Source organism: Tenacibaculum sp. XPcli2-G (assembly GCF_024124505.1).
In the GTDB taxonomy this organism is placed as follows: domain Bacteria; phylum Bacteroidota; class Bacteroidia; order Flavobacteriales; family Flavobacteriaceae; genus Polaribacter; species Polaribacter mesophilus.
This window is the reverse complement of the sequence record NZ_JAMXSH010000004.1, coordinates 208,264-230,807: the sequence shown is the minus strand read 5'-3', so window position 1 is coordinate 230,807 and position 22,544 is coordinate 208,264. Positions and strand designations below refer to the sequence as shown.

The 22,544-nt window shown below is 29.8% G+C and carries 20 protein-coding genes and 2 tRNA genes; 10 read left to right on the top strand and 12 right to left on the bottom strand.

Annotation, left to right across the window (positions count from 1 at the left end):
- Positions 1 to 72 precede the first annotated feature (72 nt).
- From NH341_RS11925 to NH341_RS11900, 6 genes are all read left to right on the top strand, one after another.
- Positions 73 to 145, top strand: a tRNA-Lys gene (locus NH341_RS11925).
- Positions 146 to 192: 47 nt separating this feature from the next.
- Positions 193 to 275 (top strand) — tRNA-Tyr (locus NH341_RS11920).
- Positions 276 to 389: 114 nt separating this feature from the next.
- Positions 390 to 2,789, top strand: coding sequence for a TonB-dependent receptor (locus NH341_RS11915; RefSeq protein ID WP_253057035.1), 2,400 nt, complete (start codon positions 390 to 392; stop codon positions 2,787 to 2,789).
- Between the two features lie 70 nt (positions 2,790 to 2,859).
- The gene (locus NH341_RS11910; protein WP_253057033.1) at positions 2,860 to 3,972 is read left to right on the top strand and encodes an aminopeptidase C; all 1,113 of its coding nucleotides are present in this window, start codon (positions 2,860 to 2,862) and stop codon (positions 3,970 to 3,972) included.
- A gap of 309 nt (positions 3,973 to 4,281) precedes the next feature.
- Positions 4,282 to 6,783: a toxin-antitoxin system YwqK family antitoxin gene (locus tag NH341_RS11905; protein ID WP_253057031.1), complete on the top strand. Its 2,502-nt coding sequence runs from the start codon at positions 4,282 to 4,284 to the stop codon at positions 6,781 to 6,783.
- A 150-nt stretch (positions 6,784 to 6,933) separates the two neighbouring features.
- On the top strand, positions 6,934 to 8,382 hold the full coding sequence (locus NH341_RS11900; protein WP_047790139.1) for a DUF389 domain-containing protein: 1,449 nt from the start codon (positions 6,934 to 6,936) through the stop codon (positions 8,380 to 8,382).
- A gap of 131 nt (positions 8,383 to 8,513) precedes the next feature.
- Here the strand turns inward: NH341_RS11900 and NH341_RS11895 are convergent, their stop codons facing one another.
- Genes NH341_RS11895 through pdxH form a run of 3 tightly spaced genes read right to left on the bottom strand, consistent with a single transcriptional unit; the run spans position 8,514 to position 10,585 of the window.
- On the bottom strand, positions 8,514 to 9,410 hold the full coding sequence (locus tag NH341_RS11895; protein WP_239180155.1) for a Ppx/GppA phosphatase family protein: 897 nt from the start codon (positions 9,408 to 9,410) through the stop codon (positions 8,514 to 8,516).
- 8 nt (positions 9,411 to 9,418) lie between these two features.
- Positions 9,419 to 9,907: a histidine phosphatase family protein gene (locus NH341_RS11890; RefSeq protein WP_047790141.1), complete on the bottom strand. Its 489-nt coding sequence runs from the start codon at positions 9,905 to 9,907 to the stop codon at positions 9,419 to 9,421.
- 30 nt (positions 9,908 to 9,937) lie between these two features.
- Positions 9,938 to 10,585: a pyridoxamine 5'-phosphate oxidase gene (pdxH, locus tag NH341_RS11885; protein ID WP_047790142.1), complete on the bottom strand. Its 648-nt coding sequence runs from the start codon at positions 10,583 to 10,585 to the stop codon at positions 9,938 to 9,940.
- Between the two features lie 235 nt (positions 10,586 to 10,820).
- Between pdxH and NH341_RS11880 the strand changes: the two genes are divergently transcribed.
- The 3 genes from NH341_RS11880 (at position 10,821) to NH341_RS11870 (ending at position 14,231) form a co-directional block, all read left to right on the top strand.
- Positions 10,821 to 12,977, top strand: a complete 2,157-nt coding sequence (locus NH341_RS11880) for a TonB-dependent receptor (RefSeq protein ID WP_253057029.1) — start codon at positions 10,821 to 10,823, stop codon at positions 12,975 to 12,977.
- 120 nt (positions 12,978 to 13,097) lie between these two features.
- The gene (locus tag NH341_RS11875; protein WP_253057027.1) at positions 13,098 to 13,517 is read left to right on the top strand and encodes a DUF2141 domain-containing protein; all 420 of its coding nucleotides are present in this window, start codon (positions 13,098 to 13,100) and stop codon (positions 13,515 to 13,517) included.
- Positions 13,518 to 13,604: 87 nt separating this feature from the next.
- Positions 13,605 to 14,231, top strand: a complete 627-nt coding sequence (locus tag NH341_RS11870; RefSeq protein ID WP_253057026.1) for a M48 family metallopeptidase — start codon at positions 13,605 to 13,607, stop codon at positions 14,229 to 14,231.
- On the opposite strand, the gene NH341_RS11865 is transcribed toward NH341_RS11870, so the two are convergent.
- The 6 genes from NH341_RS11865 to NH341_RS11840 all read right to left on the bottom strand — a co-directional run bounded on the left by NH341_RS11865 (position 14,228) and on the right by NH341_RS11840 (position 17,901).
- Complete coding sequence (locus NH341_RS11865; protein WP_253057025.1) at positions 14,228 to 14,905, bottom strand: SGNH/GDSL hydrolase family protein; 678 nt, start codon at positions 14,903 to 14,905, stop codon at positions 14,228 to 14,230. The two genes, NH341_RS11870 and NH341_RS11865, sit on opposite strands and share 4 nt — an antisense overlap.
- A 437-nt stretch (positions 14,906 to 15,342) precedes the next feature.
- Complete coding sequence (locus tag NH341_RS11860) at positions 15,343 to 15,978, bottom strand: nitroreductase family protein (protein WP_047790146.1); 636 nt, start codon at positions 15,976 to 15,978, stop codon at positions 15,343 to 15,345.
- An 11-nt stretch (positions 15,979 to 15,989) separates the two neighbouring features.
- A complete protein-coding gene (locus tag NH341_RS11855) occupies positions 15,990 to 16,412 on the bottom strand; it encodes an organic hydroperoxide resistance protein (protein WP_047790147.1) in 423 nt (140 codons plus the stop codon).
- Complete coding sequence (locus NH341_RS11850; protein ID WP_047790148.1) at positions 16,412 to 16,840, bottom strand: MarR family winged helix-turn-helix transcriptional regulator; 429 nt, start codon at positions 16,838 to 16,840, stop codon at positions 16,412 to 16,414. Before NH341_RS11850 ends, NH341_RS11855 begins: the two co-directional genes overlap by 1 nt.
- 115 nt (positions 16,841 to 16,955) lie before the next feature.
- On the bottom strand, positions 16,956 to 17,513 hold the full coding sequence (locus NH341_RS11845; protein WP_083574841.1) for a hypothetical protein: 558 nt from the start codon (positions 17,511 to 17,513) through the stop codon (positions 16,956 to 16,958).
- A gap of 10 nt (positions 17,514 to 17,523) precedes the next feature.
- Entirely contained in the window at positions 17,524 to 17,901 is a 378-nt protein-coding gene (locus NH341_RS11840; RefSeq protein WP_253057024.1) for a nuclear transport factor 2 family protein, read from the bottom strand.
- 307 nt (positions 17,902 to 18,208) lie between these two features.
- On the opposite strand from NH341_RS11840, the gene NH341_RS11835 reads away from it, so the two are divergent.
- Complete coding sequence (locus NH341_RS11835; RefSeq protein WP_073184449.1) at positions 18,209 to 18,808, top strand: leucine-rich repeat domain-containing protein; 600 nt, start codon at positions 18,209 to 18,211, stop codon at positions 18,806 to 18,808.
- Positions 18,809 to 18,835: 27 nt separating this feature from the next.
- On the opposite strand, the gene NH341_RS11830 is transcribed toward NH341_RS11835, so the two are convergent.
- From NH341_RS11830 to NH341_RS11820, 3 genes are all read right to left on the bottom strand, one after another.
- The gene (locus NH341_RS11830) at positions 18,836 to 19,414 is read right to left on the bottom strand and encodes a sugar O-acetyltransferase (protein WP_073184447.1); all 579 of its coding nucleotides are present in this window, start codon (positions 19,412 to 19,414) and stop codon (positions 18,836 to 18,838) included.
- The gene (locus NH341_RS11825) at positions 19,411 to 21,309 is read right to left on the bottom strand and encodes a family 20 glycosylhydrolase (protein ID WP_047790152.1); all 1,899 of its coding nucleotides are present in this window, start codon (positions 21,307 to 21,309) and stop codon (positions 19,411 to 19,413) included. Before NH341_RS11825 ends, NH341_RS11830 begins: the two co-directional genes overlap by 4 nt.
- Positions 21,310 to 21,570: 261 nt before the next feature.
- Positions 21,571 to 22,503, bottom strand: coding sequence for a hypothetical protein (locus tag NH341_RS11820; RefSeq protein WP_253057023.1), 933 nt, complete (start codon positions 22,501 to 22,503; stop codon positions 21,571 to 21,573).
- Positions 22,504 to 22,544: the final 41 nt, after the last annotated feature.

The following is a 22,544-nucleotide window of genomic DNA, read 5'->3' as shown; positions in this document are numbered from 1 at the left end:
AAAAATGTTTGTGGGAACAATAAAAGCTTCTATATTTGCACCCGCAAACGCAGAATAGCAAAAGCAAAAAATGACCGGGTAGCTCAGTTGGTAGAGCATCTCCCTTTTAAGGAGAGGGTCCTGGGTTCGAGCCCCAGCCCGGTCACTATAAAGCTTCTCTTAACAAATGAGAAGCTTTTTTTAAAAAGCTTTGGGGAGATTCCAGAGCGGCCAAATGGGACGGACTGTAACTCCGTTGTCTTACGACTTCGCAGGTTCGAATCCTGCTCTCCCCACGAAAACTCAATCATATCGATTGAGTTTTTTTGTTTGTATAATTATGTTGTTTAACATTTAGTGTTTTTTGTTAAACATAATGTGTATTTTTGTTAAATCTTAAATATTTTGATATGAAAAAAGTGTTGATATTCTTAGTTTTACTTCAGTCTTTCGCTGTTGTATCTCAAAATAGCGGGGAAATTTCAGGGAAGGTTATTGATTCTAAAACAAGAGAAGTGCTTCCTTTTGTAAATATTTTAGTATACGGAACAGAAATAGGAACAGTTTCAAATGAAAATGGAGAGTTTGTATTGAGTAATGTTCCTTTAGGGTACAATAAAATACAAGCATCGTTTGTAGGTTATAAAACGTTAATTTCTGACGAGTATTTAGTTACTAAAGATAATTCGCCATATATAACCTTAGCGTTAATTGAAGATGCAACACAGTTAAAAGAAGTTCAAATACAAGCACCACTATTTAAAGAGTCTGTAGATAGCCCTTTATCGCTTCAAAGTTTGGGTATAGCAGAAATAGAAAAGAACCCAGGAGGTAATAGAGATGTGTTAAAAGTAATTCAGTCTTTTCCTGGTGTAGCTTCTAATCCTGGATTTAGAAATGATATTATTATTAGAGGAGGAGCAACTTCTGAAAATAAGTTTTATTTAGATGGAATTGAAGTTCCAGTAATAAACCACTTCCAAACACAAGGAGCAACTGGTGGACCAGTTGGAATTATGAATGCAGATTTAATTCGTAAGGTAGATTTTTATTCAAGTGCTTTTCCTGCTAATAGGGGTAACTCTTTAAGTTCTGTTATAGAGTTTACTCAAAAAAGAGGAAACCCAAATTCACTAAATACAAGGGCAACTATTGGAACTTCGGACGCAGGAATTACCTTAGATGGTCCATTAGGAAAGAACACAACCTTTATGTTTTCTGCTCGACAATCGTATTTACAGTTTTTATTTAAGTTGATAAAACTTCCTTTTTTACCAACATACAGCGATTTTCAAGTGAATGTTAAATCGCAATTATCAAAAAACAGTGAATTATCAATAGTTGCTTTGGGTGCTATTGATGATTTTGAAATTAATAAAGAGGTAAATGATGGTGAAACAGATTTAGAAACGATAAAGAGAAATAAAGTTATTTTAAACTCTGTTCCCGTAAACAGTCAATGGAATTATACGGTAGGAGCCAGTTATAAGTACTTTGCTCCAAACTCGACACACTTAGTTGTATTAAGTAGAAATGAATGGAAAAACAAGGCAGTAAAGTACTTTTTAAATGAAGAAATACCAGCAAACTTATTGTTAGATTATTCATCTAAAGAAATAGAAAATAAATTACGATATGAAAATAGCTTTGAAACTGTTAACAAAATTGATTTTAACTTAGGTTTTAATTTAGAAACAGCGAGGTATACGAATAGTAATTATCAAAAAAATGCTAATTCAGATGGAGTTATTATTTATAATTTTAATTCAGCCATAGACTTTGTGAAATATGGAGTTTTCGGACAAGTATCAAAAAGATATTTAGATGAAAAGTTAGGAGTTTCTTTTGGTTTTAGAATGGACGGGATTGATTACAATTCAGAAATGAAAAATCCATTTAACCAATTTTCACCACGATTGTCGTTAAGTTATAATTTATCTGAAAAATGGACGGTGAGTTCTTCAGTAGGTCGTTATTATCAATTACCATCGTATACAGTATTAGGATATAAAAATGATATAGGAGAGTTTGAGAATAAAAATGGATTGAAGTACATACAATCAGATCATTTTGTAAGTGGATTGAGTTATAAGCCTGATACAAGTTCAAAAATAACTTTTGAAGGGTTTTATAAAGGATATAAAAACTATCCATTTTCAATAAGAAACCAAATAAGTCTAGCAAACTTAGGTGCTGATTTTGGTATTATAGGAAACGAAGCAGTAAGTTCAACCTCTGAGGGTCGAGCATATGGTTTTGAGTTGTTAGCACAAAAGAAATCGTATAGTGGATTGTACGGAATAGCGTCGTATACTTTTGTGAGAAGTGAATTTAAAGATGCACAAGGAGCCTATATTCCCTCAACTTGGGATAATAAACACTTACTAACAATTACAGCAGGAAAAAAACTAAACAGAAACTGGGAAATAGGAACGAAATTTCGATTAGTTGGTGGTAAACCTTATACGCCATACGATTTAGACGCTTCTTCTTTAAAAGATAATTACGATGTGCAAAACGGCGGAATTTTAGATTATACCAAACTAAACACAGAAAGATTAGATACGTATACACAATTAGATATACGTGTAGATAAAACATGGTTCTTAAAAAAAGCGGCTATTAATTTGTATTTAGATGTTCAAAATATATATGCTAGTAGCTCTAAACAGCAACCATTTTTATTACCTATTGAAGATGGAAATGGAAGAGTGACCGATCCTAACGATAGTTCAAGATATTTACTAGAAGAAATAGAAAGTACAACAGGTAGAGCCTTACCTCGTATAGGTGTTATTGTAGATTTTTAACAGTTTTGAAGTTTAATAGTCTTTTAAAAAGAGTAAATTGCTTGCTTAAATTATCATAAGATTTTTAAATATGAAAAAAATTCTATTAGGAGCAGCATTTACTTTTTTAAGTATAACTTCAACTTCAGCACAAAAGTATCAGTTTTCAACAGTAAAAGACATTGAAGATACTGAAGTTAAAAGCCAAGGAAGAACAGGAACATGTTGGAGCTTTTCTACAACCTCTTTTTTAGAATCAGAAATTATTAGATTGACAGGTAAAAGCATTGATTTATCTGAAATGTATACGGTTCGTAACACGTATTCAGATAAAGCAAATAATTACTTATACCGCCAAGGAAAAGCACAATTTAGCGAAGGAGGTTTGGCACATGATGTTATTAATTCTGTAGAAAAATACGGATTAGTACCTGAGCAAGTTTTTACTGGTTTAGATTTAGGACAAGATAGACATAATCACGCTGAAATGATTGCGGTATTAAAATCGATGTTGGATGCTTATATCAAAAATCCAGCAGGAGAATTAAGTCCAAAGTGGAAGCAATCAGTAGAAAGTGTTTTGGATGTATACTTAGGAAAAAATAAAAAGGAATTTACTTTTGAAGGAAAAAAATATACTCCTAAAACGTTTGCAGAGTATGTAAAAATAGATCCTTCAAACTATGTAACGATTAGTTCTTTTGAGCATGCAAAAAAATATGATCAATTCATCTTAAATATTCCAGATAATTTTTCAAACGGAGCTTTTTATAATGTTTCTTTAGATGAATTAGTTGCAGTAACAGAAAACGCAATTAAAAAAGGATACACCGTAGAGTTAGATTGTGATGTTTCAGAAAAAACATTTTCATCAAAAAATGGAGTAGCAATAATTCCTGCAAGTAGCACAGAAAATGAAAAAGCACTAACAGAAATAGTTGAAGAAAGAACTGTTACACCAAGTTTACGTCAAGCAGAATTTGAAAACTTTAATACAACGGACGATCACTTAATGCATATTGTAGGTTTGGTAAAAGATCAAAAAGGAAATACCTATTTTAAAGTAAAGAACTCTTGGGGTAAAAATCAAGGAAATCAGGGGTATGTATATATGTCAGTTCCTTATTTTAAATTGAAAACAATATCTGTTTTATTACATAAAGATGCAGTTTCACCGAATTTAAAAAGTAAGTTAAAGATTTAATAGTTTTTAAACATTACTATAAAAATTAGTAGAACTTCAATAATAAATATAGGGCTTTTGGTAATACCGAATTTAAAAAGTAAGTTAAAGATTTAATAGTTTTTAAACATTACTATAAAAATTAGTAGAACTTCAATAATAAATATAGGGCTTTTGGTAATACTCAAAAGCCCTATATTTTTGGATTTGTAACTAAATATGGTTTACGTATATTTTAATAACGTTCTGAAATTACTGTATTTTTGAAACTCAAAAAAAATGTTGCACGTCACAACTAACATTTAAATTAAAAACATATAAAATTAATATATGAAATCCTTTTTTACAATTGCTTTATTATTGTGTTGTATAACTATAGCTAAAGCTCAAAAAGACACACTTTGGTTAGATAAAAACTGGAAAGAAACCAATAAAGAAAATGCTTTTTTTTATAGAAACCCTATAAAAAAGGAGGGAAAACTATATCGTGTTAATGACTTTTATATAGATGGTACATTACAAATGACAGGACTTTCTAAGTATAAAGATAGTATTTATTTGCAACAAGCCTTTTGGTATACTAAAGAAGGAAAACTTATAAAGAAAATGAGTTTTGATGATAAGCAACTAAAAGGAATATCTACTTATTATACAGAAAGTAAAGACAAAAAAACGACTATAGCAATCGAAGAGGTTACCTACGAGAATGGAAAAATAACAAAAAGAATATTTTTTGAAGGAGATAAAAATGATATTCGTTATGAGTATTACTATGATAAAGGAAAAATAACTAAAGAAATATATTATGGTAAAAAAGGAAAAAAAATAGGACAGATAACTTATGATAAAAGAGCATATAGAGATGGTAAAAAAGTAAGCTATTATTATAACCCAATGCGTGTTAAATATATTGCAGAATATGAACAAGGAAATCCAGTTTTTACACAATACTTTTATCATAATGGAATTACTCGTAATCGTTTTAATAAAAGTACTTTAACAGAAACATTTTATGATGAACAAAACAACAAGTTAGGGGCTATACAATACAAGTATGAAGAAGAATTAAATTATAAAACTCCTTATGAAGGAAAGAAATACTTGTTTTTTTTCACCAAGACAGCAGTGGTAAAAAAAATAAATACTTATGAAAAAGGAAAATTAAAAAAGGTTGAAACATTTAACAAACAAGGTATTCTAATTAAAAAAGAAGAATTTAGAGATAAAAGGAACCTTGTTAAGGTAATAAGCTACGATGATCAAGGTACTCAAATAGGGGTGTTAGAACAAATAAATGATAAATTAGAAGGTAGAGTTGTAAAAAATAAAGGAGGTAATAAACAAGATATTACTTACAAAAAAGGAATAGCAGAAGAAGTAGTTGAATATTATAAAGATACTACATTGGTATTTTCGCATTTAAAAAATTCAGAAATTACCTATTATGATATTTCAGGAAAGAAGTTAGGAAGACTAAAAGTAAAGCTAAAAGAAGGTTATTATAACTCTAGAGCTTTAGAAGCAGGTTATTACTCGCCAACTCCTATTGAAGGTACTCTGTATAAGAAAAACTATAGAAACAAAATTTCAGAAAAAGAGAGCTTTAAAGATGGAGAAGTAGTAGAAAGAACAAAGTATGATTATAAAGAAGATAACGCTCTTTATAAAGAAACAAGATTCTACGAAGATGGAAGTTTATCAAAAATCATTAACTACTATATTAATGGAGGAAAAAAAAGTGAAGTAACCTATAAACTTAATTCGTACAGAAAAAAGTTAAAAGCAATTTATTACGATAAAAGCGGAAAAGTTATCGCTAATTATAACTTTATAACTAAAACAGGAACAGAATACAAGTATTTCTATAAAACAGATCAAATAGAAGAAGTTAAAGAGTTAAATAAAGGAAAACTTATAAAATCAAAAAGATATCAAAAAGTATATAACTCAAGGAATAATGAATATGTTTTAAGAGAAGATATAGATGTTAATTCGGAAGCTAAATTTTACTCTAAAGAAGAAGAATTAATAGGGAAAGCAACCTTTAGTAATCAAGAACCTACAGGTATTATGTATGATTATAAAGATCGAATAGAAATAAATGTAAAAAATGGATTAAAGGAAGGAGTTTATAAAAAGTTTGAATACGACGAAAAAACTTTAAAGGAAACTGGAAATTACGTAAACGATAAAAAGCATGGAACTTTTATTTATTATAAAAGAGGTAAAAAACAAAAAGAAGAAAATTATTACGAAAATAAAAAAGAAGGATATAGTATTTATTATGATGAAAAAGGTAAAGAAATATCTCGATTATTATATAAGAAAGGAAAGCCTTTTGAAGGGCAAAAGAATGACCTTTATGGAACCAAAAAAACATATAAAAATGGTGCTCTAGTAAAGAAAATAGAACAAAATAAAAATCAAAAAATAATTACCGAATATATATCAGAAAAAGAAACGAGTACCACTGTTTACAATTTGCAAAACCAGCTGCTATTAACGTATAAGGAATTAAATAACCAATTAGAAGGAGAAGTTGTTCAATATGAAAAAAACAAACCTAAATATACTGCAGTTTTCTCAAAAGGTAAATTAGTAACAGGAATAGTATATTTAAAAGCCAACTCTAGATATCAATCTGAAGTATACTTAAAAATGAGTAAAGTAGACGAAATTATAACAATACAAACATATAACGAGGAAGGAAAGCTACTCTTTACAGGAGAAATAAACCCTAGCTTATACAAAGAGTACTCTGAACAAATATTACCATATAAACTGGGTATCAGAGAAATAGTTTATAATAACGATTTATTTATTTTAGAGTAACCTTAATTTTTTTAGTGAGGTTATTAAAAAAGATTAGTCTTTGTTACGAAATTATTTAAGTAAACTAAAATAGTTTGTCTCTCGGAGTTTTTTAGCCTTTACTAATTACTGAATTTCGTATCTTTCCAAAGTTAACAAAAATTAGAATTTATGGAAGAAAATAAACAAGAAGCAGCAGCGGAGCAATCGAAGCAAGCGATACAGCAAGATGCAAAAGGTTTATGGGAAAAAGTAAAAAAGTTTATTTTAGAGTTACTCGATTTTAGAGATGATACAGACCAAGAAGCAACAATAGAAGCAATAAAAAGTGATATTTCTTTTAAAGGAGCCACAGCTTGGATTTTAATCTGTTCTATTTTTGTGGCATCTATTGGTTTAAATGCAAACTCAACAGCAGTAGTAATTGGAGCCATGTTAATATCTCCACTAATGGGACCTATTTTAGGAGTAGGAATGTCTATTGCTATTAATGATATTGACACATTACGAAAATCGTTAATAAACTTAGCAACTATGATTGTATTGAGCTTATTAACTGCATTTCTATTTTTCTTTATATTTCCACTTCGTGAAGAAACTTCGGAGTTATTAGGTAGGGTAAGACCAGATATTCGAGATGTATTAATAGCTTTTTTTGGTGGTTTAGCATTAATTATTGCACGAACCAAAAAAGGAACAATTGCTTCTGTAATCTTTGGTGTAGCAATTGCAACAGCTTTAATGCCGCCTTTGTGTACTGCAGGGTATGGTTTAGCAATAGGTAATTTTGACTACTTTCTTGGTGCGATGTACTTGTTTACAATTAATACTATTTTTATCGCTTTAGCAACTTTCTTAGTATTAAAACTGTTAGGTTTTACTATGATTCGTTATGTAAACTCAGCCAAACGTAAAAGAATAGCGCAAATAGCGTCTTTTATAGCCTTTTTAGTAATGGTTCCAGCGGTATTTACTTTTGTAGGAGTGTATAATGAGAGTGTAATAGACGCAAACTATAAAAGGTTTTTAAAAGCAAAAGTATACGATAATCCTAACTTATGGCTACAGCGTGAAAGACTAGAAGTTAAAGATAAAACAATAAGCTTGTTTTTTAATGGTGATGTGAGTGATGCAACAGAGTCATTTTTACGTAACGAATTAAAGGCTTTTCCTAAAATAGATTCTTATTCTTTAGTTATAAATGAAAATAAAGCTAAAAGTGTTGATAGAGTAGTAGATGCTTATGATAGAGCTGTAAAAGAATTAGATGAAAAAGACAATGTTATAAAAGGTTTACATATGGAGATTGATGATTTAAAAAGAACCATATCTAATTTAAATCAAACGATTGAACAACAAGCTTTATATAGAGATAAGAATTCAATTCCTTTTAGTAAAATTAGTACAGAGGCAAAAATTAGATTCAATGATATAAAAGAAATGAGTTTAGCTAAAGTTCTATCTTCAAGCGACTTTATAAAAGTAGATACAGCAACAGTAGTATCAGTAAAATGGAATGCAAAGTTAAAGGACTCTATTCTTGTAAAAAATGAAAACGAACTGAGAAGTTGGATACAGAAAGAGTTAAAAACAGACAAAGTACAAATAAGAAGAAACTAAAATAAAAAACCGAGCAAATAGCTCGGTTTTTTTTGATTACTTGTTAGAGAAGTATAGTAAATAAAATATTACTTATACTTATTAAGACACTACAATTCCAAAAGAGTCACAAATAAAAAGTAATAGTAAATCTAAAGTTTATTAAAGTATAGGCTTTTAATTATTCCGTCAGAAAGCCCAATTTTAGGAACGTATATTTTTCTTGCACCACTCCACTTCATGGCAGATAAGTATATTTTTGTAGCAGGAATAATTACATCGGCCCTATCAGGGTTTAAACTTAATTCCGAGATTCGTTCATGATAACTCATCTTTTTTAAGAATTGGTACTGAGCATTAAGATAAATGTATGAAATAGGTTTACCACTATCTCTACCAGACATTTTAAATAGCTTATTAATATTTCCTCCAGAACCAATTAAAGAAATACGTTTATAGTCACCAGTATTTTCTTCAATCCATTTTTGAACCTTTTTAAAAAGCGCTTTATTTTCAGGTTTTGTATTATTAAGTAAACGTACAGTACCTATTTTAAAAGATTTAGAGTTAATAATTTTTCCTTTAGAAAACAAAGTAAACTCTGTACTCCCCCCACCAACATCAACATATAAGTAAGTAGCATCAGATTCTATTAATTGATTTAAATCTGTTGAAGAAATTATAGCTGCTTCTTTTTTTCCGTCAATAATATCAATCTTAACATCAGTATTTTCTAAAATAGTAGCGGCAACTTCTACTCCATTTTCAGCTTCTCTCATTGCTGAGGTAGCACAGGCTTTGTATTTTTCAACACCATGAATTTTCATGATTAATTTAAAGGCTTGCATTGCATCAAGCATTCTTTGAGTATTCGCCTCTGATATTTTTCCAGAAACAAAAGCGTCCGCTCCTAAACGAATAGGAACACGAACTAAGGATGATTTTTTAAATTGTGGTTCTTTATTTTTTTCTTCAATAACGTTGGCTACTAATAACCTTACTGCATTAGATCCTATATCAATAGCGCCGTACTTCTTTATCTTCAAAATGTACTAATTTATCTATGGTTTTTAGGAAACTCGACTAAAACTGTGTTTCCTTTTTTAATATCTTTCCAATGCTTTGTATCAAACTCTATTCCAACAACCCCACAAGTAGTTACATGTGCAATAGGTTTGTTTCCAAATTTATTTACAAAACTATTTATACCATGGTCGTGGCTAAAAACAATAGCACTGTTAAAGCTATCGTCAAGAGCTTTTACTGTTTTTACTAAATAACCATCACTAAAGCTATACAATTGACGTTTTATTTTAAGATTGGATAAAGGATATCCAAAGTTCTCACAAAAAATAACAGCTGTATGAAGTGCTCTGTTGGCACTACTAGAAAGAAATACGTCAGGTCTTTTTATTTCTTCCGCTAGGTACTTAGATAAAAGATGGGCATCGTTAATACCACGTTCTTTTAAAGGTCTGTCAATATCTTTAACGCTCTCATATTTCCATGATGATTTTGCGTGACGAACAATATAAAGTGTTTTCATTTAATTATAAAAAGCTATGTAAATATAAAACTAAGGAGCTAAACGTTCAAGTTTCCAAGAAAAATCTTTTTGTAAGGTGTATCGAATGCGATCGTGCATACGGTTAGGGCGCCCTTGCCAAAACTCAATAGAAACTGGTTTTACTAAAAAACCACCCCAATGTTTAGGTCTAGGGATTTCTTGATTCTCAAACTTTTTTTCAAAAGAAGCAAGATTGTTATCTAGCTCATTACGAGAGGTAACTACCTCACTTTGATTAGAAGCCCAAGCACCTAATTTACTTCCATCTGGTCTCGATTCAAAATACCCGTCAGACAAATTCTCAGCAAGCTTCTCAGCCTTTCCTTTAATGATAATTTGTTGTTCTAAACCAGCCCAAAAAAAAGATAGGCATACATGATTGTTATTTAAAATAGCCTTTCCTTTCTCTGAATTGTAATTGGTATAAAAAATAAAACCTTCCCAAGTGTATTTTTTTAATAAAACAACCCTGCTTTTTGGAAAGCCATCTAACCCGATAGACGCAATCGTCATAGCATTTGCTTCCTCTACCATTTCAGATTCATCTGCAACAAAAAACCAATCCCTAAACAATTCAATAGGATTCTTAGGACAATTATTCTCTAGTAACTCTCTTTTTTCGTAAGATTTTCTATAGTCACTTAAATCGTGTGCCATTATTGTTAATTTATACTATGTAAAAGTACAACTTTATCAAAAGTATTGTAGGCCTTACATATTAAAATTTAGCAAGATTTGAATAAATAAAAGCAAGAAAGGTAAAATAAGGAGAGTTAAGTAATCTTAGTTTTGATTTGCAAAACAATTCATCCGTAAAATTATACAGTTGAGTATTTCTTTTTGTGTTAAAGATTGAAAAGAAAGCAGTTTTGTGGTGTCAAAAACGAACAAAATGAAACATTTATTACTTATTGTATGTTTTTTAACGCATACATTATTAATTGCACAAACTACTATTAAAGGAAAAGTAACTGATACTAAAGGAAATCCTATTGAAGGAGCAAATGTATATTTAGAGGAAACTTATGACGGAACTTCGTCTGACGAAAAAGGAAACTTCTCTTTTACAACTTCAGAAGAAGGAGAACAAACATTAACAGTGTCTTTTATTTCTTTTGAAACGTATATAAAAACAGCTGAAGTATCAACGTTTAAAAATTTAAAAATAATACTTCGTGAAGATGTAAATACGTTGGATGCAGTAACTATAAATGCTGGAACTTTTGAAGCCGGAGATAACGCCAAAGTAACAGCGTTAAAACCTTTAGATGTAGTAACCACCGCAAGCGCACTGGGAGATTTTGTTGGAGCCTTGCAAACCTTGCCAGGGACTTCTTCGGTTAGTGAAGATGGACGTTTGTTTGTGCGTGGAGGTGAGGCGGAGGAAACACAAATTTTTATAGATGGAGTTCGAGTGTTTACTCCGTATAGTCCTTCGGCACGTAACATTCCTACACGTGGTCGATTTTCTCCGTTTTTATTTAAAGGAATTACGTTTTCAACAGGAGGATATTCAGCAGAATACGGTCAAGCATTGTCAAGTGTTTTATTACTAAACACGAATGACGAAGCAGTAAAAGAGAAGACAGATATCTCACTAATGACAGTTGGTTTAGGAGTAGGAAACACTCAGATATTTGGAAAAAGCTCACTAAGTGTGAACGCATCCTATATCAATTTAGCACCCTATCAAAAATTATTTCCCGATAGGAATACTTGGAATAAACCAGTGCAATCATTAAATGGTGAAGCTGTATATCGTTTTAGATTTAAAAATGAGTCTTTGTTGAAGTTGTACGGAGCTTATAGTTATACTGATTTTGATATGATTCAAGAGGATATTAATTATGAAGATGGATTTCGTTTTGGGTTGAAAAATAGAAACTTGTATTTCAATGGATCTTATAAACAACATTTAACTAATAACTGGACAGTTACAGGAGGAGCATCGTTTACTAATGATAATTCAAAGATAAATATATTGGATGATAAGGTTGTAGATAATGAAAACTCAGCTCATGTTAAGGCAACGTTGAAAAAGAGATTTTCAAACCGATTTAAACTGAATTTTGGTGCAGAATATTTTATAACCGATTTCTCTGAAGATTATAGCAGTGAAACGAATGGAAATACTACGTATGGGTTTGACAATAATATCTTTGGAAGTTTTATTGAAGCAGATATCTTTTTTAGTAAAAAGTTAGCAACGAAAGTAGGAGTACGCATGGAAAACTCTGAATTGTTAGATGAGTTCACCATTTCACCAAGGGCTTCTATAGCTTATAAACCAGGAGAAAATGCACAGTTTTCATTTGCTTACGGACGCTTTTATCAAAATCCGAAAAATGAATATTTAAAATTCAACACGCAATTTAAAGCAGAGAATACTTCTCATTTTATAGCAAATTATCAGTATGTTAAAAACAAACAAATTTTAAGAATAGAAGGATATTATAAAAAGTATCAAGATTTAGTAAAATATGATACTGATAGAGCATTACCCTATTCAAATTTCTCAAACTTAGGAGAAGGGTATTCAAAAGGAATAGATATTTTTTGGAGAGATAATAAAAATGTAAAAAACACAGATTATTGGGTTTCCTATTCGTTTTTAGATACTGAAAGAGATTATAAAAACTACCCAGTAAAAGCTACACCAAACTTTGCATCAAAACACAACTTATCAGTCGTAGCAAAACATTGGATTGCAGATTGGAAAAGTCAAGTAGGAATGAGTTATAATTTTGCATCTGGACGAAGTTATACAAACCCTAATAAAAGTGGGTTTCTGAATCAGAAAACTAAAAATTATAATTCTGTAAGTTTGAACTGGGCGTACTTAATTAGTCAGCAAAAAATCTTGTATTTCTCAGTAAATAATGTTTTAGGAACACAAAATATGTTTGGATATAATTATAAAAACACACCAAATCCAGCTGGGACTTTTAATCGACAAGCTATAATACCATCAGCGGATAGTTTCTTCTTTGTAGGGTTCTTTTGGACGATTAGTGATAATAAAAAGGACAACCAGTTAAATAACTTATAACAACAATTCAGTAATTAAAAATAACGATTCAGTATTCTTTTTTATATAATTAACGAAAATCAAAAGATATTTGAATAGTCAAAATAATAATCAATATTATCTAAAATAAATACGAGACAGATGAAAAAAACAATTTTAACAATGATAATTTTATTTGGGTGCTTAACAGCTATGGTAGCCCAAAATACACATACAATTTCAATTGATTTTAAAGGGATAAAATCAGATAAAGGTGCATTATTTGTGGCATTATACAATACGGAGAAAAGTTTTTTAAAAGAAGGGTATAAGGGAGAGATCGTAAAGATTACTAATAAAAAGGCTAGGGTTGAGTTTCACGATATTCCAAAAGGCACATATGCGGTTTCTTGCTTTCATGATACAAATAATAATAAAAAAATGGATACAAACTTTATAGGAATACCAAAAGAGCCAATAGGAGTTTCTAACGATGCAAAAGGATTTATGGGACCTCCAAAATATAAAGACGCCAAATTCTTGGTAAATAAAGACATATCATTAGTAATTAATATAAATTAACAAAAGAAGAATTAGTTACTTGATAGAGTATTGAAGATATCCTACTTCCTGTAGAGTAATAAAAACAAAACAATTAAGATTAAAAAGATGAAAAAAATAATCACATTAGTACTATTAATATTTACAATAAGTGTTTCAGCACAAAGTAAATACGAAAAAGGAATGACAAAGGCATTTGAGTTATGGGGAGCAAATGAAACAACGGAAGCAGCTCAATTATTCGAACGTATTTCTAAAGCAGAAAAAGACAACTGGTTGCCGTCTTATTACGCAGGAATGATTAACATTTTAGAAAGTTTTCAAATAAAAGAAGAAGCAACGTTAATAGCTAAATTAAATAAGGCACAAGAGTTTTTAGATACAGCAAAATCTATTTCACCAGAAAACCCTGAAATATTAATTACACAGGCATTATTGCATGTTTCATATATGGCTTTTGATGGACAGAAATATGGAATGACGATGTCGATGAAAAATGCTACGTTGTATGAAAAAGCATTGAAAGTAGCTCCTAATAATCCGAGAGTTATTTTGAGTAAAGCAGAGTCAGATATGGGAGCAGCTCGTTTTTTCGGGCAGTCTACAGAGCCTTTTTGTAATAATGTAAAAAGAGCCATTGAACTAGGAAAGGAAGAAAAAATAAAAGAAAAATTTTATCCTAAATTTAATATACAAAGGGCAGAACAGGTGTTGAAAAAGTGTATGAAGTCCTAATACTTTTCTATTAACTGAACTAACAAGTTAAAAGAATCTTCATTAGCTACCCATTTTTTATACTTTTTAAAAGGGAGTTGTTGAAGGTTTTTTGTTGGATATAATTGATGAAAAATAGTAAGGGCAGCTGCAAAACTTCCAGTTGTTGAAGGATGAAAGTTATCTAAGCTATATAAAGACTCTTTGCCTTTATAAGTATTGTATTCTTTCCATAGATTACCTACAGGAAATAACAAAGCATTATTTTGTTTGGCAGCAGATTTGTGATTTTCAATTACTTTATCAAAAGTATGGTAATATCTAATGGATGGCCATACCATAAAGTAACCAAGTTTGGTGTTATATTGCTCGCAAAAGGCTTTTATTGTAGCTCCATCTTGTACTAGCATTCTTTTTCCTTCTGCTTGTGAGGAAGGACCTTGTTGAATAATTAGATAATCGAATTGTTTTTTAGCTAGTAATTTTTGAAGTTTTCCTTCGTTAATATGATCAATAATAGCGTAATTAGGATAACATAAGCTCTTGGTTTTAATAGTAACACCATGTTGTTTACCAATATACTCCAACATTTTAGGCATGTTGTTCATATAGGTTAAACTATTTCCAACGAATAATATTTGTTGTGCTTGAACTGGAAGTTGAAGAAAGAGAAGTAAGTAAAGTAGTTTTTTCAAAGAAGTTAGTATTATGTTTTATACCTCTAAATTTAACTTATTTTTCAATTCTATTCTACCAAAAGAGGTAATAATAATTTCTCTAGAGTTTGGTTTTTTACGTAACCAATCTTTTTTAATCATTGCTTTGAGAAGAGAAGCTCCCAATGCTCCTGCAATATAATGTCCTCTATTACTCCAATTTAAATATTGATGAGCAAAAGAGCGTTTTTTTTTATTGAATAGATTAATAATGTGTTTTCTATAGTGTTTATAGTTACTTACGTGTTTATTTGAGTGTAAAAGTACATGGCGTTTTTATATCTTATTTCATTGTAAAATGAAGTATGGAATTTATATTAATAAAAAACAAATGCTTTTCTATAAACAGGCAAAGCTGTAAGAAAAGCATTTAGTTAAGTGTTTTACTTTTTAATAAAACGGTGTTTATTGCTGTACTATTTTACATCAATAACAAACTCATCTCTAGGAATTCTAACTTTTTTCATTGGTTTAATCCAGTCCTTTTCATCATCGGCATACCCAATGTACATCAATGATACACTTTTTAAGCCTATTTTATCTAACTCTAAAACTTTATCAACCACTTTATTGTCAAATCCTTCAGCAGGACAAGTGTCTACTTTTAACTCTGCTGCTTGTGCTAGAGCTAAGCCTAAAGCAATATAAGTTTGCCTTGAGGTATGTGCAAAATTAACTTCATTAGGAAGATTTAAATATGCTTTTTTAAGCATATCTGTATAACTGCTAAATCTTCCTCTAGGTAAACCTCTTTCATCAGTAGTAAAATCATATACTTTATCTATTCTTTCTGCGGTATAGTTATCCCAAGCAGCAAAAACTAATACATGTGAGCAGTCTTTCATAGAGTCAGGGTTTAAGGCTCCTTGTACTAATTTTTCTTTAACTTCCTGATTAGATATTGAAATGACTCTAAACTGTTGTAGTCCTGATGAGGTTGGTGCTAATCTAGCAGCTTCTATAATTTTTTCAATATGTTCTTCGCTTACTTTTTTATTTGGGTCAAAAGCTTTTACAGCATGTCTCCAGTTAAGGTTTTCTATTAATGACATTGTATTAATATTTAATTATTTGTTGTATTTAATGTTACTTCAATATTTCCTCTTGTAGCATTTGAATAAGGACATACTTGATGTGCTTTTTCGGTTAAATTTTTAGCTTCTTCTAAAGAAACTTCAGGAATATTTACATCTAAGGCTACTGCAAGTCCAAAGCCTCCATTTTCTATTTGGCCAATACTTACTGTTGCTTTAACGGTAGTTGTACCAGTGTTAATTTTAGATTTTTTAATAACTAGGTTTAATGCACTGTCAAAACAAGCCGAATATCCTGCTGCAAAAAGCATTTCAGGATTTGGATAGTCGTCATTAGCGCCTCCAAGGGCTTTAGGGTGTCTAACATCAAGTTCTAAAACTCCGTTTTCACTTTTTACATGTCCATTTCTTCCACCAGTTGCTTTGGCGCTGATATTATAAATTGTTTTCATTATTTATTGATTTGATTTAAAATATATTCTATTGTGTTTTTAAGCTCTATTAATTTTTCTGTAGAAACATTTAATGAAGTCATCATTTGATCAGGAATACAAGTTGCTTTTTTGTGTATGCTTTTACCTTTATCTGTAAGGTTAATTTTTACAACACGTTCATCGGTGGTTTCTCTTTTCCTTTCTATAAGGTGTTTTTGCTCTAGTCTTTTTAATAAAGGAGTAAGAGTGCCACTGTCTAAGTTTAGTTTAGTGCCAATTTCAGATACACTTTGATTGCCTTCTTCCCATAAAACCATCATTACTAAATATTGAGGATAGGTTAAATCTACCTCTTTTAATAAAGGTCTGTATAAACTAATAATTTCCTTGGCAAGTGTATATACAGGAAAACATACTTGATTTTTTAATTTTAATTGTTCTGACATAATTTACTTAAATAACAACACAAAAATACCCAGAAATTAAGTTGCGCACAATTTAATTGTGTTAATGTTACGTGAAAATAGTATTAACTAATTTAGTTCCTAAAAGTTTGGTGTGCTATTTAATTAGATAGGGCTTTCTTAACTCAATTTCCATTGCTCTTTTATAAAAGTTAGCAAACTCTTTTTCTCTATATTTTACTCTCATTGCAGCTAAAACATCAGGCAGCCCTAAGCTAAACCAATTCCAAAGCATGGTGTTAAAATTGTATTTATACATTTGTTTACCTACTTCATTTCTTATTTGCAAGATTTCAGGGGTAGAAATACCGTTTGTATTTAACAAGTTAATTATATTTAAATCATCTTCATGTGTATAAACTGTGTCAAGGTAAGGCTCTAACAGCCAATTCCAGTTTTTAGACTCTTTAAAGGTTGTAATATTGTTTTTTTTAACAAAACTTTTTAAAAGTTCAGCTTTTTCTTTTTGGATAAAAATTACTTCATCCTTAATTTTGATTAAAGGAGGATAAGATTGGTAGCATATAGCGTCTATTTCACAAGCTTTAATTTTTTTATTAGGAAATACTAATGAAGGTTTAAAGGGATACTTTACTATTTCTATTTCAGTACTTAAAATTTTAGACGTTCCAATTCCGCAAATCATGGTATTCATTTCATAGTTTTTATTTTTTTAATTCATTGACTAATTTTCTAGAAGTCACTGTGTCATAAATTATTTTTAGTTTCATTATTTTGTACTCAGAATCAAACTCAATAATATCAACAACATCAAATTCTACTTTTTTATTATTCTTTAAAGTCCATTTGTAAGTAAAGTAGAGTGCTAAATTATTAGAGTCATTTTGTTCAAAAATTCCTTTTATGAAAAGTTCAGAGTTAGAAGTGTCATTATTTAATTCAAGATAAAATTCGTCGGCTTTTCTTATTCCATAAATAGGTGATTCAACAATCCCATTACTATTAAATAAACTAATAATCTCTTTTATGTTTCCGTTTTGGAGATGCATTATATATTTTTTTGCTATTTCAATTTTATTCATAGATAAAAGTTTATTATTTCTTTTTTAACAATTTGTCGGTTTTTTACTTAAACTATTTAAATAATTTACATACCAGATTTTTTCCTTTGTTTTACTATCAGTTATTACAGAGCCTGATTCCTGATTAACTAAAAGAAAAATTTAAATTATAAGAAATATTGTTGTGAGTAGTTTTTTCATACTATAAAACAATATTTTTTGAAACGAATATAAAAACAATAGCAACGAAAACAAATTACTTTTCAAAAATCACTTTCTTCTATATAATTTTAGTATTTGTAATTATCAATAAAACAAAATAAACAGAATGAAAGAGCAGGTTACGATTTTAAAAAATGAAGAGTATTCTTTTAGAGAGTTCAACGGAGGTATTGCAATTTTAGATTATATAGGACAATCAACAAGTGTTGTGATGCCCGACTATATAAACAATAAACCTGTAACGTATATATTAAGGGAGGCTTTTGATGATAAAGGGCTCAAAGCAGTAATCTTACCAAAATTTTTAGAATATATAGACGAGGATGCCTTTTATAAAAATGAAATTAAAGAGTTAGTTATACCGTCAAAAGTTACAGAAATAAGAGGTGGAGCTTTTGGAAGAAATAAAATAGAAAAACTCATTATAAAAGGATCATTAACAACAATTCATATGTTTTGCTTTGTAGGAAATGCACTTACGAGTATAGATTTACCAAAATCGGTCACTAAATTATGTAATGATTGTTTTGCTGAAAATAATTTTGAAGAACTTACAATTCCAGAGCACATAACAACATTAGGGAGCGACTCCTTTAAGGATAGCAAAAAGTTAAAAAAGGTAACTTTACCTCAAAAATTAGAAGATAGTATTACTGGAGCTTTTAGAGGATCAGATATTGAAAATATTGATTTCGTAATATATTAAGGAATAAACTTCTTTATTTTTTAATAGTTAACTATCTAACTTTTTTCTTATTTCACATGGGTTGCCGAAAGCGAGCACATCACTGGGGATGTTTTTAGTAACAGTACTACCAGCACCAATAGTTACATTATTTCCAATAGATACTCCAGGAAAAATTATAGAATTACCACCAATCCAAACATTATCTCCAATAGTTACTGGTTTGGTTGAAGTTAGATAATGAGTTGTGTTATTGGAGTTAATAATACGATCAGAAGCTTTTATGGGGTGTGTAGCGGTATAAATTTGTACATAAGGAGCTATTAAACAATTTTTACCAATGGTAATTTTATTATTGTCTAAAAACATACAGTTAGTGTTTATAAAAGTATTTTCTCCTATAGAAATATTTTCACCATAATCACAAAAAAAAGGCGTTTCTATCCAAACTCCATTACCTTTTGAAGCAAAGAGTTCAGATAAAATTCTATCTCGTTCTAGTGTTAACTCTGAATTTAAGAAATTATATTCTTTTAATAACTTTCTGGCTTTGTGGTAAACTTTAATTAATTCAGGATCTCTTGAATTATAGTAGTCACCATTTAGCATTTTTTGTTTTTCTGTCATCCTTTTAAATAATTTAGTAAGTCTTCTAGTTTTTCGGTAGAATCTTGTAGCCCTCCTTTTCGGTTTCTAAGTAACCAAATTGTTTTATGGTTTTCTATTAAAGTTGTAAGTTCAGAAGCTAATTCCTTTCTTTTTTTCTGTGGAATATTTTTTGTAGCCGTATTTTTAGCTGTTAATCTTGCTAAACCTAAATCAATTCCAAAAAGAGCCAGTTTAGAAGCTTGTTCTAGTTCTTTAATAACGATTAAAGAATCTAAAGCTGTTGGTTGTGCTTTATGTAATAATGCGAGTCCTTTTTTAATTTCAACTTTAGAAGCTAATAAACCACTTTTGGTAATATGTTTGGTTTGGTAATGTCCTTTTATAGTCCATCTAAATCGTCTAATCATTAAATGAAAAGCGTTAGCATTTCCTTCAGGTATTTTAGCTTTTAAGTAAGAATTTCCTAAAGTTAAGACAGCTTTGGCAGCATAACCTGTAGCATCTTTAAATACAAACTTGTTTAAAAGAAAGGCTAAATTTTTTTCTGTTTTATCAGAGTAATTCCATGCATAATTAGCTCCTAAAATTAAGGAGGGATAACTGACAGATTTTGGTTGAAAATGTCCAAAATCTCCCCAATCTGTTATGAGATAACCTTTGGCTTTATATTTTTTTCCTGCTACTGCAGCTTTTTTAAGATTTATAAAGGCATTGGCGTTTCTACCAATTTCAGAACGCCAACTAGACGTACCAGGGCACACGTAAAAATTTAAGTTAGCTTTATGGAATTTAGCTAAATTTTTATCGAAAGGATAAGTAGCATCGTAACCCCAAACTAAAGCAGTCATATTTTTAGGAATATCCTTTATTAATTTAGGATGATTTAGTACAATATCACCCCAAAACTGAGTTTTTTTTCCATTTTTTATAATCTCAGTGTTTAACTTTTTTAAAAAATTTAAATATACTTTTCCTTTACCAATAGAGTCGCATAATGATTTTGATTTACCTAAACCTAACTCTAAAGTTTCATCACCTCCTATATTAGCATAATTGCTAGAAAAGTTGGGTAAAAGCTCTGCATATAACTCTTGTATTAATTTAAATGATTCAGGGTTTGTAGGGGCGAGGGCAGTCCTTTTTTTATTACCCCATTTTGTTTTACAATTGGTTTCACACTCACTTAAACTTAAGTATTCATCATGTTTTAACCAATTTTCCATATGTCCAAAAGAATTTTGGTTAGGTACTAAATCTATTCCTTTTTTTAAACAATAAAAATCGAGTTGTTGAATTTGGCTGGCTGTAAGCGGACTCGCATTTTTCCATACAATGGGATGATTACGATAAGCAAAAGTATGTTCTGTATAAAGTTGTAACTCGTTAATTCGCCATATTGCTAATTGATCTATTAACTGATATAAACTTTCCATTTTAGGTACTTTGTTCCGACTTATATCTAACATGTAACCTCTCTTTTCAAAATCAGCCCAATCACTAATTTTAAGGGTAGGCAATGAGTTGTGCTTATCTTTAGCGTAAGATATTAATTGGTTTAAAGTTTGTTTACCATAACGTAAAGCACTTATATTTTTAGCAGATAAATTAATTTCTGAAGCTTTAAGTTCTAGCTCATATGCATCTATATTTGGAAGACTATTATCTATTTCAAAACAAACTTTAAAATTTCCTCTGTTAGTTTGTATAATATGTTTACCTGTAAAGGCTTCATTATTACTTGTTTTTAAAAAATTATCTAAAAACATTATTTGTGCTTGTTCTACAGCAATAGTATTTTTCTTAATAGATATTTTTTGAGGTGTAAAAAGTAGGTGTTTTATAATTGTATCATTAGCAAAAGCCAAATAGTTTGAGAGTATAAAAATAAAAAAAACAACTCCTCTTAAATTCATATTAATATTATTTGCGATTAAAGTTTAAAGATACGTTTAATCTAGACTTTAGTTGTGTAAAGTAGTAAGATTTTAGCACTTTTAGTATCTGTTTTTTTGAAAATTTATAAGAAAAGAGAGTCAAAGTACTCTCTGTGTGAAGTTCTAATTGTTAATGATGAAGTTGTTACTAGAGCTTGTAAACATATTAATATTATAAGAATCCAATTAAGTTAAAAGAAGTAATCGAGGAAGTCTTGTAATAATTGCTATAATCAGTATTTATTTTGTCAATATCCAGTTTATTAGGTCTTTTTTGTCAACAATAGCCCAACTGTGAGGGTGTCGTTCACCATTAGCTCTATATCCTTTGTTTGTTGTAGGTATATACTCAACATTATTAAAACCTTTAGTTTTTAAACTCTCATATAGTTTTTTGATATAGAAAGCATTCATTTGGTCATAATCAGCCATTCTATTCTTTTTCCACCATAAAGTATCAGGTTCTGTGTAAAGTCTAATCTTAGTGCTTTTTAGTTTCTCTATGTTAGAAATATTGTCTGTATTAGAGGTAAAAACAGCCTTCTCCTCGTATTTTTTAATACTGTCTTTAGGATTGCCAAAGTTATTACCTAATGTTTCTAATAGCCAAGTACTTTCTAGAATTGCAGATTCTGAAAAGTTTCGCTCTATACTTTTTTCTGAAGATTTATACAAAGCAACCAAGTCTATTGGGGAATCTACTATAAATACTCCTTTTGGGTCGATATAGAACTGTTTCTTCCCAACAATATAATTGCTTATTAAAAGACTAACAACTCCACCACTTGAAAAACCTCCAATAAAAATATTGTCAGTTGGTAATTGGTTTTCTGTAATTATAGTTTGTAAACTTTTAGCAAGTTGTTGTTGTTCGTTTTCTTCAAGCCATAATTTCTGATTAAGATTAGAAAGTATAACCGCAATATTATTTTTTCTAGCGATATCAAGAATTTTAAACTCTCTTTTAATGTCTTTAGCAACTTCAGGGTAACCACCAAACAAAATTAAAACTGCTTTAATTTCTTTAGTTGGTTTATAAAGTTCATAATCTTCTTTTATAAGCTCGGTAAACTCAAACTTTTCAGGAGTTACTTGTTGTTTTTCTTGTTTGCTCTGCTTACAGGAAGCAACTGCAATAAAAGCTAGAATTAAAATTATTGTAAGTTTTTTCATTTGTATTCAATGTTTTGCTAGGGTAGTTCGGTTAAAAATAG